General features: G+C 53.1%; 25 protein-coding genes. 21 read left to right on the forward strand and 4 right to left on the reverse strand.

Going from position 1 to position 24,931, the window contains the following annotated elements:
* Positions 1-137 precede the first annotated feature (137 nt).
* The 7 genes from ABID13_RS03840 to ABID13_RS03870 all read left to right on the forward strand — a co-directional run bounded on the left by ABID13_RS03840 (position 138) and on the right by ABID13_RS03870 (position 8,971).
* Complete coding sequence (locus tag ABID13_RS03840) at positions 138-377, forward strand: putative Se/S carrier protein (RefSeq protein ID WP_048929775.1); 240 nt, start codon at positions 138-140, stop codon at positions 375-377.
* 37 nt (positions 378-414) lie between these two features.
* Positions 415-2,997, forward strand: a complete 2,583-nt coding sequence (gene xdh, locus ABID13_RS03845) for a selenium-dependent xanthine dehydrogenase (RefSeq protein ID WP_007860315.1) — start codon at positions 415-417, stop codon at positions 2,995-2,997.
* Between the two features lie 98 nt (positions 2,998-3,095).
* On the forward strand, positions 3,096-3,590 hold the full coding sequence (locus ABID13_RS03850; protein WP_007860314.1) for a GNAT family N-acetyltransferase: 495 nt from the start codon (positions 3,096-3,098) through the stop codon (positions 3,588-3,590).
* A gap of 34 nt (positions 3,591-3,624) precedes the next feature.
* Entirely contained in the window at positions 3,625-5,007 is a 1,383-nt protein-coding gene (gene hydA / locus ABID13_RS03855) for a dihydropyrimidinase (RefSeq protein WP_007860313.1), read from the forward strand.
* A 161-nt stretch (positions 5,008-5,168) separates the two neighbouring features.
* Entirely contained in the window at positions 5,169-5,471 is a 303-nt protein-coding gene (locus ABID13_RS03860; RefSeq protein WP_048929774.1) for a metal-sensing transcriptional repressor, read from the forward strand.
* Positions 5,472-5,515: 44 nt separating this feature from the next.
* A complete protein-coding gene (locus ABID13_RS03865; protein WP_048929773.1) occupies positions 5,516-8,026 on the forward strand; it encodes a heavy metal translocating P-type ATPase in 2,511 nt (836 codons plus the stop codon).
* Positions 8,027-8,215: 189 nt separating this feature from the next.
* Entirely contained in the window at positions 8,216-8,971 is a 756-nt protein-coding gene (locus ABID13_RS03870) for a 4Fe-4S binding protein (protein ID WP_048929772.1), read from the forward strand.
* A gap of 67 nt (positions 8,972-9,038) precedes the next feature.
* Here ABID13_RS03870 and ABID13_RS03875 read toward each other — a convergent pair whose 3' ends face one another.
* On the reverse strand, positions 9,039-9,620 hold the full coding sequence (locus tag ABID13_RS03875; RefSeq protein ID WP_007860301.1) for a dipicolinate synthase subunit B: 582 nt from the start codon (positions 9,618-9,620) through the stop codon (positions 9,039-9,041).
* 14 nt (positions 9,621-9,634) lie between these two features.
* Positions 9,635-10,462, reverse strand: coding sequence for a dipicolinate synthase subunit DpsA (dpsA, locus tag ABID13_RS03880; protein ID WP_007860300.1), 828 nt, complete (start codon positions 10,460-10,462; stop codon positions 9,635-9,637).
* A 191-nt stretch (positions 10,463-10,653) separates the two neighbouring features.
* Between dpsA and dapA the strand changes: the two genes are divergently transcribed.
* The 8 genes from dapA to ABID13_RS03920 all read left to right on the forward strand — a co-directional run bounded on the left by dapA (position 10,654) and on the right by ABID13_RS03920 (position 17,525).
* A complete protein-coding gene (gene dapA / locus ABID13_RS03885; RefSeq protein ID WP_007860299.1) occupies positions 10,654-11,535 on the forward strand; it encodes a 4-hydroxy-tetrahydrodipicolinate synthase in 882 nt (293 codons plus the stop codon).
* 227 nt (positions 11,536-11,762) lie between these two features.
* Positions 11,763-12,824, forward strand: a complete 1,062-nt coding sequence (yedE, locus tag ABID13_RS03890) for a YedE family putative selenium transporter (protein WP_048929771.1) — start codon at positions 11,763-11,765, stop codon at positions 12,822-12,824.
* A 15-nt stretch (positions 12,825-12,839) separates the two neighbouring features.
* Positions 12,840-13,046, forward strand: coding sequence for a sulfurtransferase TusA family protein (locus ABID13_RS03895; RefSeq protein WP_007860297.1), 207 nt, complete (start codon positions 12,840-12,842; stop codon positions 13,044-13,046).
* Positions 13,047-13,286: 240 nt separating this feature from the next.
* Positions 13,287-13,673: a winged helix-turn-helix domain-containing protein gene (locus ABID13_RS03900; protein ID WP_007860296.1), complete on the forward strand. Its 387-nt coding sequence runs from the start codon at positions 13,287-13,289 to the stop codon at positions 13,671-13,673.
* Between the two features lie 41 nt (positions 13,674-13,714).
* Positions 13,715-14,740, forward strand: a complete 1,026-nt coding sequence (gene selD / locus ABID13_RS03905; RefSeq protein ID WP_048929770.1) for a selenide, water dikinase SelD — start codon at positions 13,715-13,717, stop codon at positions 14,738-14,740.
* 98 nt (positions 14,741-14,838) lie between these two features.
* Entirely contained in the window at positions 14,839-15,507 is a 669-nt protein-coding gene (gene yedF / locus ABID13_RS03910) for a sulfurtransferase-like selenium metabolism protein YedF (protein ID WP_048929769.1), read from the forward strand.
* A 51-nt stretch (positions 15,508-15,558) separates the two neighbouring features.
* Positions 15,559-16,386 (forward strand): selenium-dependent molybdenum cofactor biosynthesis protein YqeB, encoded by an 828-nt coding sequence (gene yqeB / locus ABID13_RS03915; RefSeq protein ID WP_040415661.1) that lies wholly within the window; start codon positions 15,559-15,561, stop codon positions 16,384-16,386.
* A gap of 2 nt (positions 16,387-16,388) precedes the next feature.
* Complete coding sequence (locus tag ABID13_RS03920; protein WP_048929768.1) at positions 16,389-17,525, forward strand: aminotransferase class V-fold PLP-dependent enzyme; 1,137 nt, start codon at positions 16,389-16,391, stop codon at positions 17,523-17,525.
* Between the two features lie 52 nt (positions 17,526-17,577).
* On the opposite strand, the gene ABID13_RS03925 is transcribed toward ABID13_RS03920, so the two are convergent.
* Positions 17,578-17,868: a DUF2325 domain-containing protein gene (locus ABID13_RS03925; RefSeq protein ID WP_007860291.1), complete on the reverse strand. Its 291-nt coding sequence runs from the start codon at positions 17,866-17,868 to the stop codon at positions 17,578-17,580.
* A gap of 318 nt (positions 17,869-18,186) precedes the next feature.
* Here ABID13_RS03925 and ABID13_RS03930 point away from each other — a divergent pair, with 318 nt between their 5' ends.
* The 6 genes from ABID13_RS03930 to ABID13_RS03955 all read left to right on the forward strand — a co-directional run bounded on the left by ABID13_RS03930 (position 18,187) and on the right by ABID13_RS03955 (position 23,989).
* Entirely contained in the window at positions 18,187-18,696 is a 510-nt protein-coding gene (locus ABID13_RS03930; protein ID WP_007860290.1) for a CarD family transcriptional regulator, read from the forward strand.
* A gap of 88 nt (positions 18,697-18,784) precedes the next feature.
* The gene (locus ABID13_RS03935; RefSeq protein WP_007860288.1) at positions 18,785-19,480 is read left to right on the forward strand and encodes a YoaK family protein; all 696 of its coding nucleotides are present in this window, start codon (positions 18,785-18,787) and stop codon (positions 19,478-19,480) included.
* A gap of 212 nt (positions 19,481-19,692) precedes the next feature.
* Positions 19,693-20,559, forward strand: coding sequence for an FAD binding domain-containing protein (locus ABID13_RS03940; RefSeq protein ID WP_048929767.1), 867 nt, complete (start codon positions 19,693-19,695; stop codon positions 20,557-20,559).
* A 13-nt stretch (positions 20,560-20,572) separates the two neighbouring features.
* The gene (locus ABID13_RS03945) at positions 20,573-21,064 is read left to right on the forward strand and encodes a (2Fe-2S)-binding protein (protein ID WP_048929766.1); all 492 of its coding nucleotides are present in this window, start codon (positions 20,573-20,575) and stop codon (positions 21,062-21,064) included.
* Positions 21,057-23,420, forward strand: coding sequence for a xanthine dehydrogenase family protein molybdopterin-binding subunit (locus tag ABID13_RS03950; RefSeq protein ID WP_007860285.1), 2,364 nt, complete (start codon positions 21,057-21,059; stop codon positions 23,418-23,420). The genes ABID13_RS03945 and ABID13_RS03950 overlap by 8 nt, the downstream gene beginning before the upstream one ends.
* Positions 23,421-23,707: 287 nt before the next feature.
* On the forward strand, positions 23,708-23,989 hold the full coding sequence (locus ABID13_RS03955) for a hypothetical protein (protein ID WP_007860284.1): 282 nt from the start codon (positions 23,708-23,710) through the stop codon (positions 23,987-23,989).
* Between the two features lie 93 nt (positions 23,990-24,082).
* Here the strand turns inward: ABID13_RS03955 and ABID13_RS03960 are convergent, their stop codons facing one another.
* Positions 24,083-24,613: a hypothetical protein gene (locus tag ABID13_RS03960; protein WP_007860283.1), complete on the reverse strand. Its 531-nt coding sequence runs from the start codon at positions 24,611-24,613 to the stop codon at positions 24,083-24,085.
* Positions 24,614-24,931: the final 318 nt, after the last annotated feature.

Raw genomic sequence — 24,931 nt, forward strand, 5'->3', positions numbered from 1 at the left:
AAAAAATGAGTTCCCATATAAATATGGGAACTCTGTTATCACAAGATTGTTAAAAAAGTAACGTTATTCTCGCGCGAGAATAGAGACAAAAGCTTCTGTCAGGAACAGAGTATGACAGTGGGACGAGGTGTTTCCGTATGGCAAGGGAAAAGGCAGAAAAGGCGGTATTTACGTTCCACACCACAACCATGGCTATGAAAATGGAACGGAGCGCAAAAGAGTCCGGGAGTCCGGGGCGGCTCATACCTGTCCCACGGCAGATCAGCGCCGGATGCGGCATGGCCTGGAGCGCCCCGGCCGGTGACAGGGAAACGCTTGAAACGCTGATCCGGGAGGCCGGGATAGAGACAGAGGGGACTTATAATCTTTTTTTATAAAGCTATTTGCGATGGAACGTGAAGGCAGGAGGTAAAGATGGGAGAGAACTATAGTTTTACAGTAAACGGTGTGATGCGCAGCACCAGCGAGGATAAACCGCTGCTGCGCTATTTGCGGGAGGACCTTCATCTCCATTCGGTTAAGGACGGATGCAGTGAGGGGGCCTGTGGTACGTGTACGATCGTGGTAGACGGGAAGGCGGTTAAATCCTGTATACTGACCACGAAGCGCGCAGTGGGTAAGAACATCATCACCACAGAGGGGTTAAGCGATGCGGAGAAGGAAGCCTTTGTGTACGCTTTTGGCGCAATGGGATCCGTGCAGTGCGGGTTCTGTACTCCCGGTATGGTAATGGCCGGAAAGGCGCTGATCGACAGGGTTCCGGATCCCACAGAGGAGGAGATCAAGTTTGCCCTGAAGGGAAATATCTGCCGCTGTACCGGATATAAGAAGATCATAGAAGGGATCCAGCTGACAGCAGCGATCCTGAGAGGGGATGCAAAGATTGAGGAATCCCTGGAAAAAGGGGATTCTTATGGCGTGGGAGAGCGCGCATTCCGTCTGGATGTGAGGGAAAAGGTGCTGGGATATGGTGAATATCCGGGAGATGTGGAGATGGAGGGAATGGTATATGCCTCCGCAGTGCGTTCTAAGTATCCCCGGGCCAAAGTGCTGGATATCAATTTCCAGGAGGCCATGGCACTTCCGGGCGTACTGGCTGTGCTGACAGCCGAAGACGTGCCCAATAATAAGGTGGGGCATCTCCAACAGGACTGGGACGTTATGATCGCAAAGGGTGACATCACCCGGTGTGTAGGCGATGCCATATGCCTGGTAGTGGCTGAGACAAGGGATATCCTGGAAGATGCAAAAAAACTGGTCAAGATTGATTATGAGGAACTGACACCCGTATGCTCCATCCATGAGGCCATGGCTGAGGATGCGCCAAAGGTGCACGAAAAGGGAAATCTGTGCCAGAGCCGCCATGTGACCCGCGGAGATGCAAAGAAAGCGCTGGAGAATTCCAAGTATGTGGTGACCCAGACCTATACCACGCCGTTTACAGAGCACGGATTCCTGGAACCGGAATGTGCTGTGGCATTCCCGTACAAGGACGGTGTTAAAGTCTACTCCTCAGACCAGGGCGTGTATGATACCCGCAAGGAGATATCCATTATGCTGGGCTGGGATCCGGACCGCATTGTAGTGGAAAATAAACTGGTTGGCGGCGGCTTTGGCGGAAAAGAAGATGTTTCCACCCAGCATATTGCCGCACTGGCTGCATTAAAGGTACAGAGACCTGTTAAGGTGATTTTCTCCAGACAGGAATCCATTAATTTCCATCCGAAGCGCCACGCAATGGAAGGAACATTTACCCTGGGATGTGATGAGAACGGAATCTTCACAGGCCTTGACTGTGAGATCTATTTTGACACAGGTGCATATGCGTCTCTGTGCGGGCCGGTGCTTGAAAGAGCCTGTACCCATTCCGTAGGACCATACTGTTACCAGAACACGGATATCCGCGGATTTGGTTATTACACCAACAATCCTCCGGCAGGAGCCTTCCGGGGATTTGGAGTATGCCAGAGTGAATTTGCCCTGGAATCCAATATCAACCTGCTGGCTGAAAAAGTGGGCATTTCCCCCTGGGAGATCCGTTACCGCAACGCCATTGAACCGGGCAAGGTGCTGCCCAACGGCCAGATCGCAGACTGCTCCACCGCACTGAAAGAAACACTTCTGGCAGTTAAGGACGCATATGAGAGTAATCAGGGCAGGGCCGGAATTGCCTGTGCCATGAAGAATGCAGGTGTGGGCGTGGGCCTTCCTGATAAGGGACGCGCAAAGCTGAAAGTCCATAACGGCAAGGTGGAATTATATGCAGCTGCCTCCGATATCGGCCAGGGATGCGCAACCGTATTCGTACAGATGGTGGCTGAGGTGACCGGGCTTAAGAAGGAACAGATTAAGAACATGGGCGCCAATTCCGAGGTTGCACCGGATTCAGGAACCACCTCCGGTTCCCGCCAGACCCTGATCACAGGCGAGGCGGTCAGAATGGCTGCAGCAGATGTTTTAGAGGCGCTGAAGGAAGCGGGCGGCGATATGTCCCAGCTGGAGGGAAGAGAGTTCTTTGCGGAATTCTTTGACCCCACCGACAAACTGGGAGCAGATGTGCCCAATCCCAAGAGCCATGTGGCTTATGGTTTTGCAACCCATGTGGTGATCCTGGATGATGAGGGAAAAGTAAAAGAAGTATATGCGGCCCACGATTCCGGCAAGGTGGTGAACCCGATCTCCATTCAGGGACAGATCGAGGGCGGCGTGCTTATGGGACTGGGCTATGCCCTGACAGAGGACTTCCCGTTAAAGAACGGTGTTCCCCAGGCCAAGTATGGCACACTGGGTCTGATGCGTTCTACCCAGATTCCGGATATCCACGCCATCTATGTGGAGAAGAAAGAACAGCTTCCATTTGCATACGGCGCAAAAGGAATCGGAGAGATTGCTACCATTCCCACGGCTCCGGCCGCCCAGGGCGCTTATTATGCCATGGATCATATACTGCGTACCAAACTGCCAATGGAGAATACATTCTATAAGAAAAAGAAATAAAGACATTTGCCGGGCCAGATACACCCTGCCGGGCAGTGTAAAAGGACAGCGAAAGGCGGACACCCCGCTTTTCGCTTGTTCCACATAAGGAGGGAAAGATGACATCTATGGATGAAACAATAGAGTTCCGCTTTGCCAGACGTGGCGATGTGCCTCAGATACTTACTTTTATAAGGGAACTGGCTGACTATGAGGGGATGCTGGACCAGGTGGTCGCCACGGAGGAGCTGCTGACCAAATGGCTGTTTGAAAAGGAGAAGGCCGAGGTCCTTTTGGGAAGCTGCGGGGGAAAGACCGTGGGATTTGCCCTGTTCTTCCACAATTTTTCCACCTTTTTGGGCAGGGGAGGCATTTATCTGGAAGATCTGTATGTCTGTCCGGAGTACCGGGGCCGCGGATATGGCAAAGCATTTCTGATGCAGCTGGCAGCCGTTGCAGTGGAGCGGGGATGCGGCCGTCTGGAATGGTGGTGTCTGGACTGGAATAAGCCCAGTATTGATTTCTATCTGGGTATGGGAGCAAAGGCCATGAGTGACTGGACCGTGTATCGTATTGACGGGGAGCGGCTTCAGGAAATGGCGGATGAGGCATAACTTGTGTAGATCACAGAACAGGAGAGTGAGGAAGATGAAACAAGTATTAAAAGGCGGAACAGTGGTGACCGGCAGCGGCAGCTTCCGGGAGGATGTGCTGATCCATGGGGAAAAGGTGGTTGCAGTGGGAAGCCCGGAGGAGATTGAGCGCCTGACGGACCGGGATACCGGTGTGGTGGATGTGGAAGGCTGTCTGCTGTTTCCGGGATTTATTGACGCGCATACCCATTTTGACCTGCATGTGGCAGGTACTGTAACAGCGGATGATTTTGCTACAGGCACTAAAGCAGCTGTCAGGGGCGGCACCACCACCATTGTGGATTTCGGCACCCAGTATACAGGGGAGAGCCTGGCGGACGGATTAAGGAACTGGCATGAAAAGGCGGATGGGAAATGCTCCTGCGATTATGGCTTCCACATGTCCATTTCAGACTGGAACCCGTCTGTGAGCAGGGAGCTGGACGATATGATGGAGGAGGGAATTACCTCCTTTAAGCTGTATATGACATATGATACCCAGGTGGATGACAAGACTATTTTTGAGATCCTGCGCAGGTTAAAGGAAGTGGGCGGTATCACCGGGGTGCACTGTGAGAACAGCGGAATGATCGCGGCCCTTCAGGCAGAGGCCAAGGCAGCCGGAAAGATGGGAGTGGAAAGCCATCCGGCCACCCGCCCTGCGGCAGCGGAGGCGGAGGCCATTGACAGACTGCTGCGCCTGGCAGAGGTGGTGGACATTCCTGTGATCGTGGTTCATCTCACCTGTAAGGAAGGCTATGACGTGATTATGGAAGCCAGGAAAAGGGGACAGAAGGTCTATGCGGAGACCTGCCCGCAGTACCTCCTTATGGACGACAGCCTGTATTCTCTTCCGGGCATGGAAGCAGCTAAATATGTGTGTGCCCCGCCTCTGAGGAAAAAGGAAGATTCACAGTGTTTGTGGAATGCCCTGGCAGACGGAACCATCCAGACGGTTTCCACGGACCACTGCAGCTTTACCACAGAGCAGAAAGCCCTTGGCAAGGATGACTTTACCAGGATACCGGGGGGGATGCCCGGAGTGGAGACCAGGGGAACCCTGTTGTATACATATGGTGTGGATGGAGGAAGGATCACACAGGAGAAGATGTGCCAGCTGCTCTCAGAGAATCCGGCCAAACTCTATGGAATGTACCCGGTCAAGGGCGCCATCGCCCCTGGCAGTGATGCTGACATTGTAGTGCTCCGGCCTGGCGTGGATGATGTGGTGACAGCCGGGGACCAGGTGCAGAACGTGGATTATGCGCCGTTTGAGGGCACAAGGCTGACAGCCCGCATTGAAAGCGTATTCCTGCGGGGCAGTCAGGTGGTGAAAGACCATCAGGTGGTGGTTGAAAAGGCCGGCAAGTTTGTGAAGCGGGGAAAATATAATTTATAGTCATAAAAGCGCTTATGTACACAGCTGATCACGTGCATAAGCGCCTTTTTTATGAAAAAATAAAAAAAGGCTTGCAATATACCCCATCAGGGTATATAATCAGCTTGTAAACAGATACCCCATTGGGGTATATAAAAATACAACAGACAGGAGAATGCAAAGTGGAGAAGGAAACATGCTGCTGCCATAAAACAAAGGAGCGTTCAGAGCAGGAATATAAAAGCCTGATCAACCGGTTAAACCGGATCGAAGGTCAGGTGCGGGGGGTTAAGAGCATGGTGGAGAAGGATGCGTACTGTACGGATATCCTGGTACAGGTGGCGGCTGTGAACGCAGCGCTCAACAGCTTCAGCAAGGAACTGCTTGCCAGCCATATCCGAAGCTGTGTGGTAAATGATATCCGGGACAACAAGGAGGAGACCATAGACGAGCTGGTGGCCACCATCCAGAAACTGATGCGTTAGAGATCTGAAGGATTGCTTTTAGATAGAGAAAGGAGATGTGCAATATGGAACAATATACAGTGACAGGCATGAGCTGTGCGGCCTGCAGCGCCAGGGTGGAAAAGGCAGTGGCCAAGGTGCCGGGCGTCACTTCGTGCTCGGTCAGCCTGCTGACCAATTCCATGGGCGTGGAAGGAAGCGCGTCCAGCCAGGAGATTGTAAAGGCAGTGGAAGCCGCAGGGTATGGTGCGGCTGTGAAGGGGGAGACGGCAAGTAAGCCCTCTGCGGGTGACACCGATGACATGTTAAAGGACAGGGAGACACCTGTTTTAAAGCGCCGTCTGTACTATTCCCTGGGATTTTTGATCGTCCTTATGTATTTTTCAATGGGGCATATGATGTGGAACTGGCCGGTTCCCGCTTTCTTTGCGGATAATCACGTGGCCATGGGGCTTTTGCAGCTACTTCTCACCGGTATTGTCATGGTGATCAACCAGAAGTTTTTTATCAGCGGTTTTAAGGGGCTGATACATAGGGCTCCCAACATGGATACGCTGGTGGCTCTGGGATCAGGGGCTTCCTTTGTTTACAGTGTGTATGCACTGTTTGCAATGACGGATGTCCAGGTGAACGGGGACATGGCCGGCGTCATGTCATACATGCATGAATTTTACTTTGAATCAGCAGCCATGATCCTGACCCTGATCACAGTGGGAAAGATGCTGGAAGCACGCTCCAAGGGCAGGACTACGGACGCCTTAAAGAGCCTGATGAAGCTGGCGCCCAAGACAGCCACCCTGAAGGTGGACGGCGTGGAGACGGAGGTTTCCATTGACCAGGTGAAAAAGGGGGATATCTTTGTGGTCCGGCCGGGGGAGAATATCCCTGTGGACGGGATCGTGCTGGAGGGAAGCAGTGCGGTGAATGAGTCCGCTCTGACAGGAGAGAGCATACCGGTGGACAAAAGCGCGGGTGACCAGGTTTCCGCAGCCACAGTGAACCAGTCCGGTTATATTGTGTGTGAGGCATCCCGGGTGGGGGAGGATACCACGCTGTCCCAGATCATACAGATGGTAAGTGATGCGGCGGCTACCAAAGCGCCCATTGCCAAGGTGGCGGACCGGGTATCCGGGGTATTTGTGCCGGCCGTGATCGCCATTGCGGCTGTGACCATGCTGGTATGGCTGATCGCCGGAGAAAGCATTGGATTCGCCCTGGCAAGGGGAATCTCCGTGCTGGTCATCAGCTGCCCCTGTGCCCTGGGACTGGCAACGCCGGTGGCCATTATGGTGGGCAACGGAATGGGAGCAAAGCACGGGATCATGTTTAAGACAGCCGTTTCCCTGGAGGAGACGGGAAAAATGGAGATCGTGGCCCTGGATAAGACAGGAACCATTACCAGCGGCGAGCCCAGGGTAACGGATGTGATACCCGCGGAGGGTATCACGGAACGGCAGCTGCTGGAGCTGGCATTCTCCCTGGAGAAAAGGAGCGAGCATCCCCTGGCAAAGGCGGTGCTTGTAAAGGCCGGGGAGCTGGGCATCCAGGCACAGGAGGTAAGTGATTTTAAGGCCCTTCCCGGCAACGGATTGTCCGCAGTTTTGGAAAACCGCCTTTTATGCGGCGGCAACTTTACATTTATCAGCAGCCAGGCTCAGGTGACCGAGGAGATGAAGACCCAGTCCGAGCGGCTGGCGGAGGAAGGAAAGACGCCTCTGTTCTTCAGCCGTGACGGCGTGATGGCCGGCATCATTGCCGTGGCCGACACCATGAAGGAAGACAGCCCTCAGGCCGTAAAGGAGCTTCAGGACATGGGAATCCATGTGGTGATGCTTACCGGCGACAATGAGCGCACGGCCAGGGCAGTGGGAAAACAGGCCGGTGTGGACGAAGTGATCGCAGGCGTGCTGCCGGATGGAAAAGAGAGCGTGATCCGCTCCCTGAAAAAGAAGGGCAGAGTGGCCATGGTGGGCGATGGCATCAACGATGCCCCGGCCCTTACAAGGGCTGATATCGGTATTGCTATTGGGGCAGGAACGGATATTGCCATTGACGCGGCGGACGTGGTGCTGATGAAGAGCCGTTTAAGGGATGTGCCGGCCGCGATCCGTATGAGCCGGGCAACTCTTCGCAATATACACGAGAACCTGTTCTGGGCATTCTTTTACAATGCAGTGGGAATACCTTTGGCAGCAGGTCTTTGGTATCCGGTGTTTGGATGGAAACTGAATCCCATGTTTGGAGCAGCGGCCATGAGTCTGTCCAGCTTTTGTGTGGTGACCAACGCGCTCCGGCTTAACTTTTTTAAGATGTACGATGGCTCAAGGGATAAAAAGATCAAGGTAAAAAGAAAGGAAGAAAAGAAAATGGTAAAGACAATGAAGATTGAAGGAATGATGTGCGGACATTGTGAGGCCAGGGTAAAGAAGTGCCTGGAAGGCCTGGCACAGGTGGAAGAGGCGGTGGTAAGCCACGAGGCGGGCACGGCAGTGGTGACCCTGAACGGGCCGGTGGATGACAGTGTGCTGAGGAAGACGGTGGAAGACCAGGATTACAAGGTTTTGGATATCCGGTAAAGGTGCTCTTGCCCACTGGGGGCGTATAAGTATATTGCGTGGCGGGGAAAACAGCTGCCACGCAATATTTTTAGTTTTAGGCGCTGCATCACATGGATGAAAAGCGCTTGCCGGGATCATTTCCGGGATTACATATATTTGTACTGTTCTGCCAAATGTGATAGAATAACAATTATTGGAGGTGGCAATATGAAGAACATAACAGCAGTCTATTTTAGCCCTACGGGAGGAACCAAAAAGGCGTGTATGGCGCTGGCATCAGCCATGTCACAGGATGTGAAGGAGGTGGATCTCTGCACCTCTGACTGGGAATGGACATTCGGCCCCGGGGATGTGGTGATTGTGGGGATTCCGGTGTTTGGCGGCAGGATCCCCGGATTTGCGGCAGAGAAACTTAAGCATTGCCGTGGAAACGGGGCAGTGGCGGTGACCGCTGCGGTTTACGGCAACCGGGCGTTTGAGGACGCCCTTTTGGAACTGGACGACTGCCTGAGGGCGCAGGGATTTCGGATCGCGGCCGGAACGGCTCTGCTGGCAGAGCACTCCATGGTGGGGGATATAGCATCAGGCCGCCCCGATGAGCAGGACATGGAGGATATCCGGTCATTTGCGGCAAGGATACTGGATAAGCTGCAGGAGGAGGGCTGGCAGGAACCTCAGGTTCCGGGAAACCGCCCTTACCGCGACTGGAAGCAGATGCCTGTGGTGCCGGTTACTAATGATTCCTGCACGGCCTGCGGGCGGTGCGCAAAACTGTGTCCCGCAGGAGCCATACCCCTGGATGCCCCTGGCACAACAAAGGCAGACCAATGCATACTCTGCATGCGCTGCGTATCCGTCTGTCCCACCCGGGCCAGAAGCCTTCCGGCCCCGGCCCTTTTAATGCTGGAGCAGAAACTGTCCCCGGTAAGGGATATAAGGCGGGAGAATGAGCTGTTCTTGTAGGCTTATCTCTCAGGCTTGCCCCGAAAGCCTGCCCTGAAAGCCTGTTCCGAAAGCCTGCCCTGCGGGCTTAACCCTGGATGACCGGTTGGATCTGCCTGCCCTCCAGGGCTTCTTTTAATGTATTTTCAATCAGCCCGGTGCGTGCGATCATGGAACTGGGTTTTTTTACCGGGTCATCCTGGCCAAAGGGGACAAAGTAAATGTTTTTTGAATTAAACAGTTCCCCTATATTTTTAAAGTTGATTCCCAGGGCATCGTTGGTGGATACGGAGATGACCAGGGGCTTGGCGTTTCTCAGATGGGCCTTTGCAGCCATGAGCACAGGGGTATCCGTGATCCCGTTGGCCAGCTTAGCCAGGGTGTTGCCTGTGCATGGGGCAATGAGAAGGATATCCAGATATGCCTTGGGACCAATGGGCTCCGCGTCCTCAATGCGCAGGATGGGATCATTTCCCGTGATATAGGTGATCCGGCTGATGAATTCACCCGTGTCCCCAAAGCGGGAATCCATGGTCTGGACATTTCCGGAGATAATGGGGTGGAGGATGGCTCCGGTTTCCTTCAGCTTCAGGATTTCCTGTTCTATTTTTGCAAAGGTACAAAAGGACCCGGTGATGGCCAGGCCAATGTGTTTTCCTTTTAATTCCATTGTAAACTCCTTTCTTACAGATGGTCCATAACCGCCTGGCACAGGATCCTTGCAGAGGTCATGGGGGAATAAATGCCGGGCAGCCCCGGGCACAGCTTTGCCCTGACAGCGTGTTTACGGCAGGTGTCAAAATCCACGCCCCCGGGAGCTGACGCAATATCAATGACAACGGCATCCGGCTGGATGCCCATGGCCAGCGGAGCGTCCAGGACCATGGCAGGTATGGTGTTGAATATAAAGTCAAAGGTATGGATATGGGGATCCAGGTCTTCCAGCAGCAGGGTGTCATAACCATGGCAGAAGGCATGGGCCAGTTTGTCTTTGCAGCGTCCGGCAACGGTTACCCGGGCATCCATGCCCTTTAATTTAGCGGCCAGGGCCTCGGCGCACCTTCCCCACCCGGTTACCAGGCAATTGCTTTGGTGAAGGTTCATGGGGCTTAGGGAAATGGCCTCGGCAATGGCGCCTTCGGCCGTGGCAACGGCATTTTTGCAGGCCACCTCATCCATTTTCATAAAATCATAAAAGGGAACACCTGCGGATACGCAGTGTTCCTTTACAGCAGCGGGGATGTTTCCTCCAAAGAGGACGTGACCTTGTCTCAGATGCTGCAGAAAACGTTCTATTTCCAGTCCGGAAAGCCGGTTGTGGGAATGGATGTTTTTCTGGTCCTTGGTAAATGGGACCGGGCAGAGGATAATATGGGAATGCTCCATTGCTTCCTGCAAGGAGAAAGAGAGGTCGGTTTCATAATATAGGGATATTTCATGGCCTGCCTGTTTCAGGAAGCGGGCCATGTAAAGCTGTCTGGGGTCGCCCCCCAGAATGAGGAATCGGTACATCAGATTCTCCTTTCATCTCGTCTCCCTTCCGCAGATTCCACAGCGCTGTTAAAAGGCCCCTGGGGCTGGCTGGAAGAGATTTGATCCATAGTTTTTTATATGTCTGAAGGAAATAAATGGTGAATGGTACCAATGAGGAATGTTTGTCATATTTTTAATAATATAGATTATGAATTGAAGGACAGATGCTTATGAAGCGCAGTATATTTGAAGGAAGTGCAGCGGCCGTGGTCACGCCCATGGATGAATACGGAAACCTGGACCTGGATGCCATGGGCAGGCTTTTGGACTGGCTGCTTGAGGAAAAGACAGATGCCATTGTGGTAAATGGGACCACGGGGGAATCCGCCACCCTGGATGACAATGAGAAGATGGAAGTGATCGGCTTTGTGATCCGGCATGTGAACGGGAGGGTTCCCGTGATCGCGGGTACGGGAAGCAACTGTACCGAGCACGCGGTAAAGCTTTCCAGGGAGGCGGAAAAACTGGGGGCAGATGCCCTGCTGCAGGTGACTCCCTATTATAACAAGGCATCCCAGGAGGGGCTGGTACGGCATTTTACCCAGGTAGGCGACCATGTGGGGATTCCCATGATCCTTTACAATGTGCCCAGCCGCACGGGCGTGACCATACAGCCTGAGACTTACCGGATCCTGTCTGAACACCCCAATATCAGGGGGGCCAAGGAAGCGGGCGGAAACATGTCAATGATTGCAAAGACAGCGGCCCTGTGCGGGGACGGATTTGATATTTACTCTGGAAATGATGACCAGACCATACCCATCATGGCACTGGGAGGCAAGGGTGTGATCTCCGTGCTGGCCAACATCATGCCCAGACAGACCCATGACATGTGCAGACTGTTCCTGGAGGGTAAGCTGGAGGAGAGCAGGAAAATGCAGCTGTACCTTCTGGACATCATGGAGGCGCTGTTCTGGGATGTGAACCCCATTCCCGTAAAAGCCGCCCTGTCCATTATGGGGATGTGTATGGACAGCTGCCGCCTGCCTCTCACACCCATGAAGGCCGGTGAGAAAGCAAAGCTGGAGGCGGTGATGAAGCGGTACCGGTAAGCGGTTCCTTTGACCGCGGCCCGGCCTTATAAGCCCTGTCTCATAGGTGAAAATCCCTTTGACATGGGTGGAAGGATATGGTATATTTTAAAGGTAAAGAGAATAACAGTTTGGAGCTTTCCATGAAAAGATAAAAAGCCGGCTATGACCAGAGTCCCAATATGGTCATGCCGGCTTGTTTATCAAAAGCGTTATTCTTTAAAAAATATAACGAGTGGAGGAAGAAAATGGAGAGGAAATGGGATGGAAAAGTAATGTTATTGGTTTGGGGAGGGCTGTTGGGGCTGGTTGCGGCCGTGCTTGCCTTTATGGGCAATCCGGGGAATATGGCGTTTTGTATTGCCTGTTTTATCCGGGATATAGCGGGAGCTGCAAAATTCCACACCGCAGCGGTGGTGCAGTATATGAGGCCGGAAATCGTGGGGCTTGTGGCAGGTTCCTTTGCCGTGTCAATGGCGGCTAAGGAATACCGGTCCACATCAGGCTCCTCTCCCATGATCCGGTTCCTACTTGGAATGGTGACCATGATAGGCGCCCTCATATTCCTGGGATGCCCGCTGCGGATGGTGCTGCGCATGGCGGCCGGTGATCTGAATGCTTATGTGGGACTGGCTGGGTTTGTTCTGGGAGCGGCTACAGGATGCTTTTTCCTGAAAAAGGGATTCAGCCTGGGGCGGGCATATGATACCAGGCCGGAGAGCGGATACATACTGCCGGTAATCCTTGTTGTTATGCTGATCCTCAGTGTTACCACCACATTGTTTGCAGTGAGTGCCGAGGGACCGGGAAGCATGCACGCGCCTGTTCTGATCTCGCTGGCCGGCGGACTTGTATTCGGAGCCGCTGCACAGCGGGCGAGAACCTGTTTTGCAGGCGGGATCCGGGACGTGATCCTTATGAAGAATTTTGATCTGCTCACCGTGATCGCAGGATTGTTTGTTGTTATGGCAGTGTACAATCTGGCCACGGGCGGTTTTAAACTGGGATTTGAAGGACAGCCGGTTGCTCATACCGAGGCTGTGTGGAATGTGCTGGGAATGTATGTGGTGGGATTTGCAGCCGTGCTGGCCGGAGGCTGTCCGCTGAGACAGCTGATCCTGGCCGGACAGGGATCAGGAGATGCTGCAGTCAATGTGGTGGGAATGCTGGTAGGAGCTGCGGTCTGCCATAATTTCGGACTGGCATCCAGCGGAACGGGCACCACTGCTGCGGGCAGGATCATGTGCGTTGTTTGCATTGTATTGCTGTTTGTTATTGGATTTTCATGCAAAGGAAAACAGGGAAAGTAGGAAGGGGAGGATCGTATGAGTGAGATTGATGTAAGAGGGCTTTCGTGCCCGGAACCGGTGCTGATCGTTATGGATGAGATGGACAAACATCCTGGTGTAAAACTGACCGTATTGTCTGATGCGGCCCATACCAGGGACAACATTGTGAAACTGGCAAAAGAATACGGAAGGGAAGCCGCCGTGGCCATGAGAGGCAGGGATATTGAGATAACCATTTTTTGAGATGGAGGCAGCCGTATGTGCCGACCATGTTTCCGTTGGATCAAGTGCTGTTTTAAGAGGAAAAACCATTTGCATAATGGACTGAATCTGCTATAATAGAAGCAGTGAAAGAATAGCAGTTTGGAGCTTTATGCGTATAAAAGTGAAAGCCGGCATTGGTCATTGTCTTATGAATGGCAGGTTCGGCTTTTTTCGTTGGAAACGTTATTCTTTTGAAAATATAACCAAGGAGGCCGCCAGATGAAACAGAACCAGCCGAACCAAGATCATCTGCACTATGGCATATCACTGAAACTGTATTTTGAAAACAAGGCATTTGGCCCTGGAATGTCCGCACTGCTTCGGGGAGTGGAGGAGACAGGATCCCTCCAGGGGGCTGCACAGGGCATGAACATGGCCTACAGCAAGGCATGGAAAATGTTGAAGGAGTCTGAAAAGGCATGGGGATTTCCTCTGACGGAACGTGAGACCGGCGGTAAAGATGGAGGAGGTTCCACCCTTACCGTCCAGGCGGTCCGGCTGCTGGAGGCATATGACTCCTTTATGAAGGAGGCCAGGGAGGAGCTGGACCGTTTGTTTGAAAAGCATTTTTCACAGGATAGGGTAGAGAAACTTAAAAACAGTTAAATGAGTCCCTTTGCCGGGGCTTATAACAAGGAGGAAGGAACGTGAAACAGGAAGAGATCGTATTTTGTAAAGGGGGAGGGTGTACGGCCAAGCTTGGACCGGGAGCGCTTGCAAAGGTACTGGACAAACTGCCCAAGACCTATGACCCCAATCTGCTGATCGGCTATGAGGGGGCGGATGATGCGGCTGTCTATAAACTGACGGATGATCTTGCCATGGTCCAGACGCTGGATTTTTTCCCTCCCATGGTGGAGGACCCATATATTTTCGGGCAGATCGCGGCAGCCAATGCCCTGAGCGATATCTATGCCATGGGCGGTGATGTGAAGACAGCCCTTAATATTGTGTGTTTTCCTGAGGCCATGGATCTGAATATACTGGGAAAGATCCTCTTAGGCGGCAGTGAAAAGGTAAAGGAAGCAGGCGGTGTCCTGGCAGGGGGCCACTCCATTGCGGATGCGGACGTGAAATACGGTCTGTCCGTTACCGGGACCATTCATCCGGACAAGGTGTTTGCCAACAGCGGATGCCGGGAAGGGGATGTTCTTCTTCTCACCAAGCCTTTGGGCGTGGGGATCGTGTGCACGGCTTCCAGGGTAGGGGAAAAGACCGGCGCTGCCATGGATCTGGCTGTGAAGTCCATGACCAGCCTGAACAGGTATGCCTCAGAGATCGTAAGGAAATACAGGGTCCACGGCTGTACGGATGTGACAGGCTTTGGTTTCCTGGGACATCTGTGCGAGATGCTGGGAGACAGCTACACGGCTCTGATCCATAAGGACAGGATTCCCTTTATACCGGGGTGTGAGGCGTATGTGGAGGAGTTCTATATCACGGCGGCCGGGCAGAGAAACCGGAACCATGTGGGGGCCAAGGTGGAGTTTGTGGACTGCAGTTTTGCCCTGGAGGAAATCCTGTATGATCCTCAGACGTCAGGAGGTCTTCTTGTATCCATGGAACGGCAGGATGCAGACAGGGCGCTGGAGGAACTTCGGGGCCTGGGCTTGCCCTGTGGCATGGTCGGGGAGATACAGGCCAGGGGTGAAAAGGCAGTGGTTGTGAGTTAAGCAGTGACCGTGGGCCTGCAGAGCCAAAGGCGAAAAGGCAGTGGCCGTGGGCTGACAGGGAGTAGGGCAGCAGATAGTAAGAGAGGAAGGAAAAGCATATGAAATTAGACGAACGTGGCAAGCAGTGTCCGTTGCCGGTGATCGATACAAAAAAGGCACTGGACAGCAGCAGTGACGGGGAAATCGTAGAGGTTTTGGTGGACAACGAGATCGCGGTCCAAAATCTGCGCAAGATGGCGGACCACAAGGGGCTTGTGTCATCCTATGAAAAAATCGGCGACAGGGAGTTTCATGTAAAGATTACGGCCAAAGGCCGGGAAGCGGGGGGCGCCGAAGATCTTAAGTCCCAGTCAAATGAGGGAGCGGCAGACGGATCCATGGAAGAAAACAGTTCTTTGGAAGATATTGCCTGCCAGCCGGACAGCAGAAGAAAGGGCATGGTCGCGGTCATCTCCTCCAATCTTATGGGTCAGGGGGACGAGACCCTGGGCGGGATCCTGATGAAGGGGTTTGTATACGCATTGACGCAGCAGGACAACCTGCCTGAGGCCGTGCTTTTGTATAACAGCGGCGCTTATCTTTCCTGCGAGGGCTCTGATAACCTGGAGGATCTAAAGGAGCTGGAAGCCCAGGGAGTGGAGATACTTACCTGCGGCACCTGCTTAAACCATTATGGGTTGGGAGACAAGCTGAAGGTGGGCGGCGTCACCAATATGTATGAGATCGTGGAGCGTATGACAGGAGCAAGGCTTCTGGTGCGCCCCTAAGGAGCATGGACCAAACATGCTCTAACACATGGAAGGATATGAATTGAAATGATGACAGACAGGAAGAAACAACTGATCGTGGTAAGGGGCGCGGGAGATATTGCCACGGGGACCATACACCGGCTACACCGCTGCGGCTACCCCGTGCTTGTGCTGGAAACCGGGTTTCCCTCAGCGATCCGCAGGTGCGTGGCTCTGTCGGAAGCTGTATATGACGGAACTGCGGAAGTGGAGGGGGTTACCTGTATCAAATGCGCCGGCTATGAGGAAGCGTGTGCCGTGCTGGAACAGGGAGATGTTCCGGTCATGATCGATGAGACATGCCGGGTGCTGGAACAGGTGAGACCCTGGGCCCTGGTGGATGCCATACTGGCCAAGAAGAATCTTGGGACCACAAGGGATATGGCGGACAAGACCATTGGGCTGGGCCCCGGATTTACTGCAGGACAGGATGTGGATCTTGTGATCGAAACCATGAGGGGGCATAATCTGGGCAGGATCATTGGAAACGGAACGGCTGAGCCCAATACCGGCATACCGGGCGTCATAGGCGGCTTTGGAGCGGAACGTGTCATCCATTCTCCGGCCAGGGGGATTTTCTTTGGGAAAGCCCTGATCGGCGATATGGTGGAGAAAGGACAAAGGATCGGAACCATTGTCACCGGCCAGGGGGAGGTGTCTGTGGAAGCATCCCTCACAGGTTTGCTGAGAGGGATCATAAAGGATGGATATCCTGTGGTCAAAGGATTTAAGATCGCAGATATCGATCCAAGAAAAAGCGAGTATGAAAACTGCTTTACCATTTCGGACAAAGCCAGATGCATTGCAGGCTCTGTTCTGGAAGGTCTGCAGATGCTGGAAATGAAACAGGGGTATTGATCATGATCTATTTAGATAATGCGGCGACATCATATTACAGGCCGGATACCGTGGCCGAGGCAGTGGCCCAGGCCATACGGACCATGGGAAACTGTTCACGGGGCGCCTATGAGGCCGCCCTTACAAGCGCCAGGGCCGTGTATGGGACAAGGGCTCTGGTGTCAGAACTGTTCCATGGGGAAGGTCCTGAGCAGGTTGCCTTTACCGCCAACTCCACAGAGAGTCTGAACATAGCCATAAAAGGAGTGTTGGAGACCGGGGACAGGGTGGTGGCCACGGTTCTGGACCACAACAGTGTTCTGCGTCCCCTCTATGAGATGGAGAGACAGGGCGCAGAGCTGGTAATTGTGGGATGCACGGATGAAAAGGACAGGGGATGCCTGGATTATGGGGCCATGGAGGCGGCTATCCGGCCGGGGACCAAGGCAGTGGTGTGCACCCATGCCTCCAATCTGACAGGCAACCTGGTGGATATCCGCAGGATCGGCGGGTGGTGCAGGAAGGCAGGGGCCCTGTTTATTGTGGATGCTTCACAGACAGCCGGGGTATTTCCCATTGACATGGAACGGGATATGATCGATATCCTTTGTTTCACCGGCCATAAGGGGCTTATGGGCCCCCAGGGCACAGGGGGGATGTGCGTCAGGAAGGGAGTAGGGATCAGGCCGCTCCTGTCCGGCGGGAGCGGTATTATGACGTATTCCAGGACACATCCGGACAGTATGCCCACGGCACTGGAAGCCGGAACCCTGAATGCCCACGGTCTGGCAGGACTTCGGGCCTCCCTGACCTATATCAGGGAGCAGGGCGTGGATGAGATCCGGGAAAAGGAGATCGCGCTGATGCGGCGTTTCTATGACCAGGTAAAAACCATTCCCGGCGTACGGATCTACGGCGATTTTAAACAGGAGCAGAGGGCTGCCGTGGTGGCCCTGAACCTGGGGGATGAGGATTCAGGGGAGGTCAGCGATTATCTTGCCCGGGAGCACGAGATCTATACCCGCTCGGGCGGGCACTGTGCCCCTCTCATGCACGAAACCCTGGGAACCAGGGAACAGGGGGCTGTCAGATTCAGCTTCTCGCATTTTAACAGGGAGGAAGAAGTTGACATGGCCTGTCTGGCTCTCAGGGCCTATTAAGGGGGCTGTTGGGCGTAAGGCGGCTTAAGGATATCAGGACTTAACCAGAGTGTTATCCGGCACAGACCGCGCATTTTTCCTCAAGGATCTCTGTGAGGGCTGTGCCGCTGCTGGTGTGGCAGCGTACGATCTCCGTACCGCTTCCCACCTCGTCCAGGGCGCAGCGGATCATCTTATGGGAGACAGTGTTGGTGAACAGAACCAGAAGGTCCGGTTTCCCGATCTGTTTGTCCAGGCTGGCGCTCATCTGGGTAAATACCTTTGCTTTGCATTTGTAATTCTTACAGATCTTTTTGTACTGACTGACCATGCGGTCGTGTCCTCCGATAATGACAACGCTCATAAAAATTCCTCCTTATTTGTGGTGATCCTGTATAATGGGCGTCATATTCCATATAACGCATGCTGCATGTGGATAGGTGTTCCAAATGGTTAGCTTAAACTAACTTATGAAAATATCATACAATATAGCCATGGAAATGTCCAGCCCCTTATTTGAGAATGTTTATCACAACCGGCGCATAGAATAGATCTTAGTTGTGTTTTCACAGCCAAAAACATATGGGGGAAGAAGGATAGGTTTACATAAATCAAAAAGTGTGCTATACTATATAAATACCCCGTAAACAGTTGAACAGAACGTGTTCAGAAAGGTGGGACTTTGTTCAAAAAAGGAGCGAATATCCTCTATGGAACAGTGGGCGTATGCCAGATAGAGGATATATCTAAAACTGATTTCTCAGATAACGACAGACTGTACTATTATCTTGTACCAAGATTTGAGAAAGAGACCACGATCTACATTCCGGTAAACAGTGATAAGGTAAAGATGAGGGAAATTATGACCCGTCAGCAGGCGGAACGCTTTGTGACGGCCTGGCCCTCTGTACAATGTAAAAAGTATGCCAGCGACAGGGAAAGACCGCAGGCGTACAAGGAAGTACTCCAGTCCGGCGACTGCCTGGAGCTGGCATCCATGATCAAGGAGATCGCCAACATGGAGCAGTCCCGCAGGGGCAATGGAAAGATGCTGTCCATAAGGGAGAGGGATGGTGTGAAATGTGCCCGTAAGCTTTTGTTCGGGGAACTGGCGGCTGCCCTTGATATCCATCCGGAGGAGGTGCCGGATTATATCCAGGACCAGACCGGATGCAGCACCGGAACGATATGATGATTTTATATTTCATTTTTCCGTGACCTGTGGTAGAATCTTGAGTTGGAAATAACAGTGACCGAACTCAGGAAAGGTGGCAGGTGAGATGGAAAAAAGGATCTATACCCGTGGACAGATGTCGGAGGCTGTTTCAACGGGTATTTTTCTGACTTTATCCGGCGGATTTCAGGATGCTTACACGTATTATTGCAGAGGCGGTGTGTTTGCCAATGCCCAGACAGGCAACATTGTCCTTATGGGAAGCCATCTGGCTTCCAGGGAGTGGGGGATGGCTTTCCGTTACATGGCGCCCGTGGCGGCATTTGCCTGCGGCGTATATATGGCCGAACACATCCGGCGCCAGCATAAGCATAACCGGCAGTTCCACTGGAGGCAGATGGTGGTGGCCATTGAGATCATCCTTTTGTTTCTGGTAGGATTTATGCCGCAGTCTATGAATATGGCTGCCAATATCGCGGTATCCTTTGTGTGCGCCATGCAGGTCAATGCGTTCCGCAAAATTAAGGGAAGTCCTTATGCCACCACCATGTGTATCGGGAACCTGCGCAGCGGTACGGAGCATTTTTACACATACCGCCATACAAAAAGCCCGGAGAGCCGCGATCAATGCATCCGGTACTATGGGGTGATTGTTATTTTCCTGGTGGGTGCCGTATTGGGAGCCGTGCTCACCGCCCGGCTGGCTGAGAAGACCATATGGGTCAGCTGCGGCCTGCTTTTGATCAGCTTCCTTATCATGTTCCTGCAGGAGGACATGGGGGAACGTGAGAGGACACAGTAAGGGGCCGGCAAAACCATAAGATATATGTTAAAAGCACACGGGAGGGCAGGTGACTGCCCTCCTGATGTGCTTTTATCTTACTACACCTGTAACAATTGCAACATATGTGATATACACTTCTGGCATGTTCCTTCATTTCCCACTACAATCAAGCTACAGGGAGAACGTAACCATTAACAGGCAAAAACGGAAATGTAAGGAGGAAAATGTAAATGGTATTACCTCAATTCGAGTATCTGGCTCCTAAGACCATAGGGGAGGCATGTAATCTGCTCCTTGAGCTTGGAAGCCCGGCAAAAGTCATGGCAGGAGCAACGGATCTGATCCCGCCCATGAAAGACAAAGCGATTTCGCCGGAGTATCTCATTGATCTGAAGAAGATCCCGGATCTGGATTATCTGGAATATGATGAAAAGGAAGGGTTAAAGATCGGCGCACTGACAACCCTGCGCACCATTGAGACCTCACCTTTGGTAAAAGAAAAGAACCCGGCTGTGGCCCATGCCGCCAAGGTAGTGGCTTCCACACAGATCAGGGCAAAGGGCACCATGGCGGGAAATATCTGCAATGCTTCCCCCTCCTGTGACACGGCGCCCAACCTTTTGGCCCAGGGGGCAAAGATCTTAGTACAGGGGCCCAACAAGGACCGTATCATTCAGGCGGAGGATTTTTTCCTGGGTGTAAAGAAAACCTCACTGGAACCGGGGGAGATCGTAACAGGGATTGTGATCCCGCCCCTGGCAGAGAATGAAAGGGCTGCTTACATAAAACACGCTGTGAGAAAAGCCATGGATCTGGCCATTATCGGTGTTGCGGTTAAGATCAAGGTGGAGGACGGCATATGCACGGATGCGCATATCGCCCTGGGCGCAGTGGCAGCCACACCTATCCGCGCCCCCAAGGCAGAGGAGGCTCTGATCGGCAAGGCCCTTACCGATGAGGTTATTGTAAAGGCATCGGAGGAGGCCATGGATTCCTGTCATCCTATTTCTGATATCCGTGCATCAGCCGAATACCGCAAGGATATGATCCGTGTATTTACCAAGCGTGCCGTCAGGCAGGCCATGGAATGTTTATAGGGAGGGCAGGAAAATGAAGCATAGTATAAGTTTAACCGTTAACGGAGACTGCGTTGACGCCGTTGTGAAAGATAACCTGACACTGCTGGATTTCCTTCGTGACCAGCTGTTTTTAACCGGTACAAAAAAAGGATGTGAGGAAGGGGAATGCGGCGCATGTACGGTTATGCTGGACGGGAAACCGGTCAATTCCTGCTGTACCCTGGCCGTGGAGTGCGATGGCCATGACATTATCACCGTGGAAGGCACTGCAGAGAACGGAATGCTCCACCCCATCCAGAAGCAGTTTATTGAAAAGTGGGCCATGCAGTGCGGTTACTGTACCCCGGGCATGATCATGTCCGCCAAGGCATTGCTGGATGTTAACCGTCATCCCACGGAACTGGAGATCCGGGAAGCCATTGAGGGCAACCTGTGCCGATGTACCGGCTATGCCAAGATCGTGGAGGCGATCCAGGCTGCCGCCGCACAAATGAACTGGGAGGAGGAATCAGAGAATGCATAAAGACTGTGACAAACATTATTTTAAAAAGCCGGAATTCTACCGTCTCACCGGTGAGAATCATTATGTGAGGATTGACGCGGAAGACAAAGTGACGGGCCACGGCCAGTATGTGGGCGACATCATGTTTCCGGATATGCTGACCGGCAAGATGGTGAGAAGCCCCTATGCCTCGGCCAGGATCCTTTCCATTGACACCAGCGAAGCCGAAAAGCTGCCGGGTGTAAAATGTATCCTCACGGCAAAGGACTTTGAGTGGAAGTCCTTGGTGGGCAACGGAGAGTTTGCCGCTGAATTTGCAGACAAGGAAGTACTTTGCTCCGAGAAGGTCCGCCAGGTAGGGGATGATGTGGCGGCAGTGGCGGCAGTGGATGAGGAGACGGCCCAGAGGGCGGTTGACCTGATCAAGGTGGAGTATGAGGTGCTTCCGGGTGTATTTGATCCCTTTGAGGCCATGGAGGAAGGCGCTCCCGAGGTCAACTGGGAGGGCAAAGGACTTCACAATATCGGTATGCAGTCCGTGATGAAGGCGGGCACGGACATTGACCAGGAGTTTGACAACGCGGGCTATGTACAGCACAGGGATTACAAGACCCACCGTATGGTCCATGCGGCCATGGAGCCCCACGGCGCGGTGGCCACGTTCAGAAACGGCACCTATACCATCTGGATGTCCACGCAGATGTCCTATGTGGACCAGTTCTGGTATGCCCGCTGCCTGGGCGTGGGGGAGAACCAGGTGCGCGTGATCAAGCCGCTGGTAGGCGGCGGATTCGGAGGAAAGCTGGATTCCTATTCCTTTGGACTCTGCGCTGCCAAGATGTCGGAACTGACCGGACGGCCTGTGCGTATGATCCTGTCCCGTGAGGAGGTATTCCAGACCACACGTAACCGCCATCCCATCTATATGCACATTGACACTGCCTTTGGCGCGGACGGAAAGCTGCTGGCGAAAAAATGCTACCATGTGCTGGACGGCGGCCCCTACGGCGGTTCCGGTGTTGCGGCCTGCGCCCAGTCCACACTGTGGGCCAACTTCCCATATAAGATGAATTCCGTGGATTTCCTGGCAAGACGTGTGTACACCAACAACCCGTCAGCCGGTGCCATGAGGGGCTACACGGCGTGCCAGGTGCATTTTGCCCATGACCTGAATATGCAGTTTGCAGCGGACCAGATGGGGATCGACCCGGTTGAGTTCCGTAAGATGAGCGCGGCGGACCCTGGATATGTGGCTCCCGCGGGGCTGGCTATTACCAGCTGCGCTTACAAAGAGACTTTGGATACGGCTGCCAGGGAAATTGGCTGGTATGATAAAAAGGATCAGATGAAAAAGGGCGAGGGCATTGGCTTTGCCGGAACCGGATTTGTATCCGGAACCGGATTCGCGGTGCTGGAAGCTCCGAACCAGAGTTCTGCGTGCGTGACACTGCGCATGAACAAGCGGGGCATGGCAACTCTTTACATTGGTTCCCATGATATCGGCCAGGGCTCAGATACGGTCATGACAGCGATCGTGGCAGAGGAACTGGGCCTTCCCATGGATATGGTAAAGACATTCATGTCCGATACCTTCCTGACACCCTGGGATTCCGGTTCTTACGGAAGCCGTGTTACCTTCCTTGCGGGAAATGCTGCCCGCCGCGCTGCCGTGGATGCAAAGCGCCAGCTGTTTGAGGTGATCGCTCCCATGTGGGGTGTGATGCCTGAAACACTGGAGTGTCTGGACGGCAAGGTGATCAGCAAAGAGAACGCAGAGCTTCAGATGCCCATTGGGGACGCCATGTTTAAGTATATGACCGTTAAGGGAGGCGATGAGCTGGTGGGTATCGGCTCATATTACCACCGCACCGACAATTCCCAGTACAATGGTACCAATACCACCAACTACGCGCCTGCTTACAGTTTTTCCACAGGAGCGGCCCATCTGACCGTGGATGAGGAGACAGGCGTGCTGGATATCGATGAGTTTGTATTTGCCCATGACTGCGGCCGCGCCCTGAACAAGAGGGCTGTGGAAGGCCAGCTGGAGGGTTCCATCGGCATGGGACTTGGATATGCGGTCTACGAGCACAACGTGACCAAGGAGGGCAAGATATTAAATCCTAATTTCCGTGATTACCGCCTGCCAACCGCCCTTGACATGCCGAAGATGCGTACCTTTTACGATTTTACACCGGATGAGGAAGGACCTCTGGGTGCAAAGGAAGCAGGGGAAGGCTCGGCAGCGCCGGTGGCGCCTGCCATTGCCAATGCGGTCAACATGGCTACCGGTGTATATTTTACGGAGCTTCCACTGGATCCCGAACATATCTGGAGAGCGCTCCATGGACTTAAGGATGACAGGAATTCCAAATAAAGGGCCGGCGTGACCTTCATTCAGGGGATAAACCCGCCGCAAAGGTGGGGGCCGAGGAGACTCCGAGAGTACACCTTAGAAAAGCGGAGGTTGACTTTGTCAACAAAAGAAGGCGGCTCTATGCCGCCTTTTTAACATTACGGGGATTGCACTGCGGCGGAAGGAAAGATGCCGCTGAAGCGACCGTCCGCAGGCGGAGAAGCCTGCGATCAGGATTCTTTGTTTCATTCAGTACAGGAACTCTGCCCCAAAGGCAGGGAAAAGAACAAGTAAAGGGGAGAATGTATATGGGACACCAGTTAAAGAAGATGCGCCTGCCGGGCGGTATGGAAGCGGAAGAGAGGGCCTGCGGGGATTATGTCTGTCGATACTGTAAGGGAAAGGCCACGGCCTGTAACTTCGTAGCGGATATGTGCCTTCAGGTATATGCCCGCCACAACGGGCTCTGCGGCGCCTATGTTGAATCCGATCAATATGTGGGATATGTTACGGACTGTACGACCTGTACCTATGAGGGACTGGCCGGGGACTGCCGGTTTGGGGATCAGGGATCAGCCGCCCACGGCTGACTCTCATACCGGTGACAAAATAACAGCCGGCGGGAAACAGGTATTTCCCGGCGGCTGTTGTCTTTGTACCAGCATCAACTGTGACGGCAGAAATCATGCATTCACATTCTGGGGTGAATGGGGGGATTTCAGCTCCCCCACGGAGGAGCGCGCGATTTTTATGGCGGCTTTTGTCACAAAGAACGCAAATATGTAGCTTATGATAAACATAATAGGCCAGTCGTGTATCACGCTCTGGGTATATACTGCTGAAACACTGGGGATAAAGCCGGCTGCAGCGGCTGCCTCTATCTCCGGATTGTTAAAGACATTGACAGCGGTGAGCACAAGGGTGGCCGTGGTGTTAAAGAACAAGGTGGCCACAAAGTTTTCAAGGAGTACATGGGGCAATGTCTCGGGCTTCAGCCCCATTTTCCTGCCAAGGGCAAAGGACCAGTCCGTGAGGGGAAAGATCATGCCTGTCAGGGAGATCACAAGGAATGCGGTTCCCCAGTTCTTAACCAGCAGCGGCACTGTGAATGTGAGTTTGTCTACGAAGATTGCCGAGGTGGCCATGATCAGGGAGATGCAGATGGCTACCACGGATGATATGATCATACCAAAATGATTTTTGTAAAAATTCATAAAATACGTCCTTTCTGGTCTTTAATACAAAGCTTGGCGGTATGGATCCGCCATTCGATTTCTTTACAACCAGGGTTGGATAGCCGATACAAAGCGCTGCACAGGCCGGCAGACCTGTATCGGTGTTTCGTTTATACCCCCTAAATACTTTCTTTTCCTATCCCTCCTTAATCGTGGTGAACCAATGATGGACACCGTTTTATGGCGGCGGGCAGCGCCCTTTACCATCCATAAATGCGGTTAAAAACCAGGAGAACGCACAGGGTTTGTTTTCAGCCGCATCCTTTGCCGAATGAGATCATGGGTGCACAGGATTGA

Source organism: Enterocloster citroniae, from assembly GCF_040545455.1.
Taxonomy (GTDB): domain Bacteria; phylum Bacillota; class Clostridia; order Lachnospirales; family Lachnospiraceae; genus Enterocloster; species Enterocloster citroniae.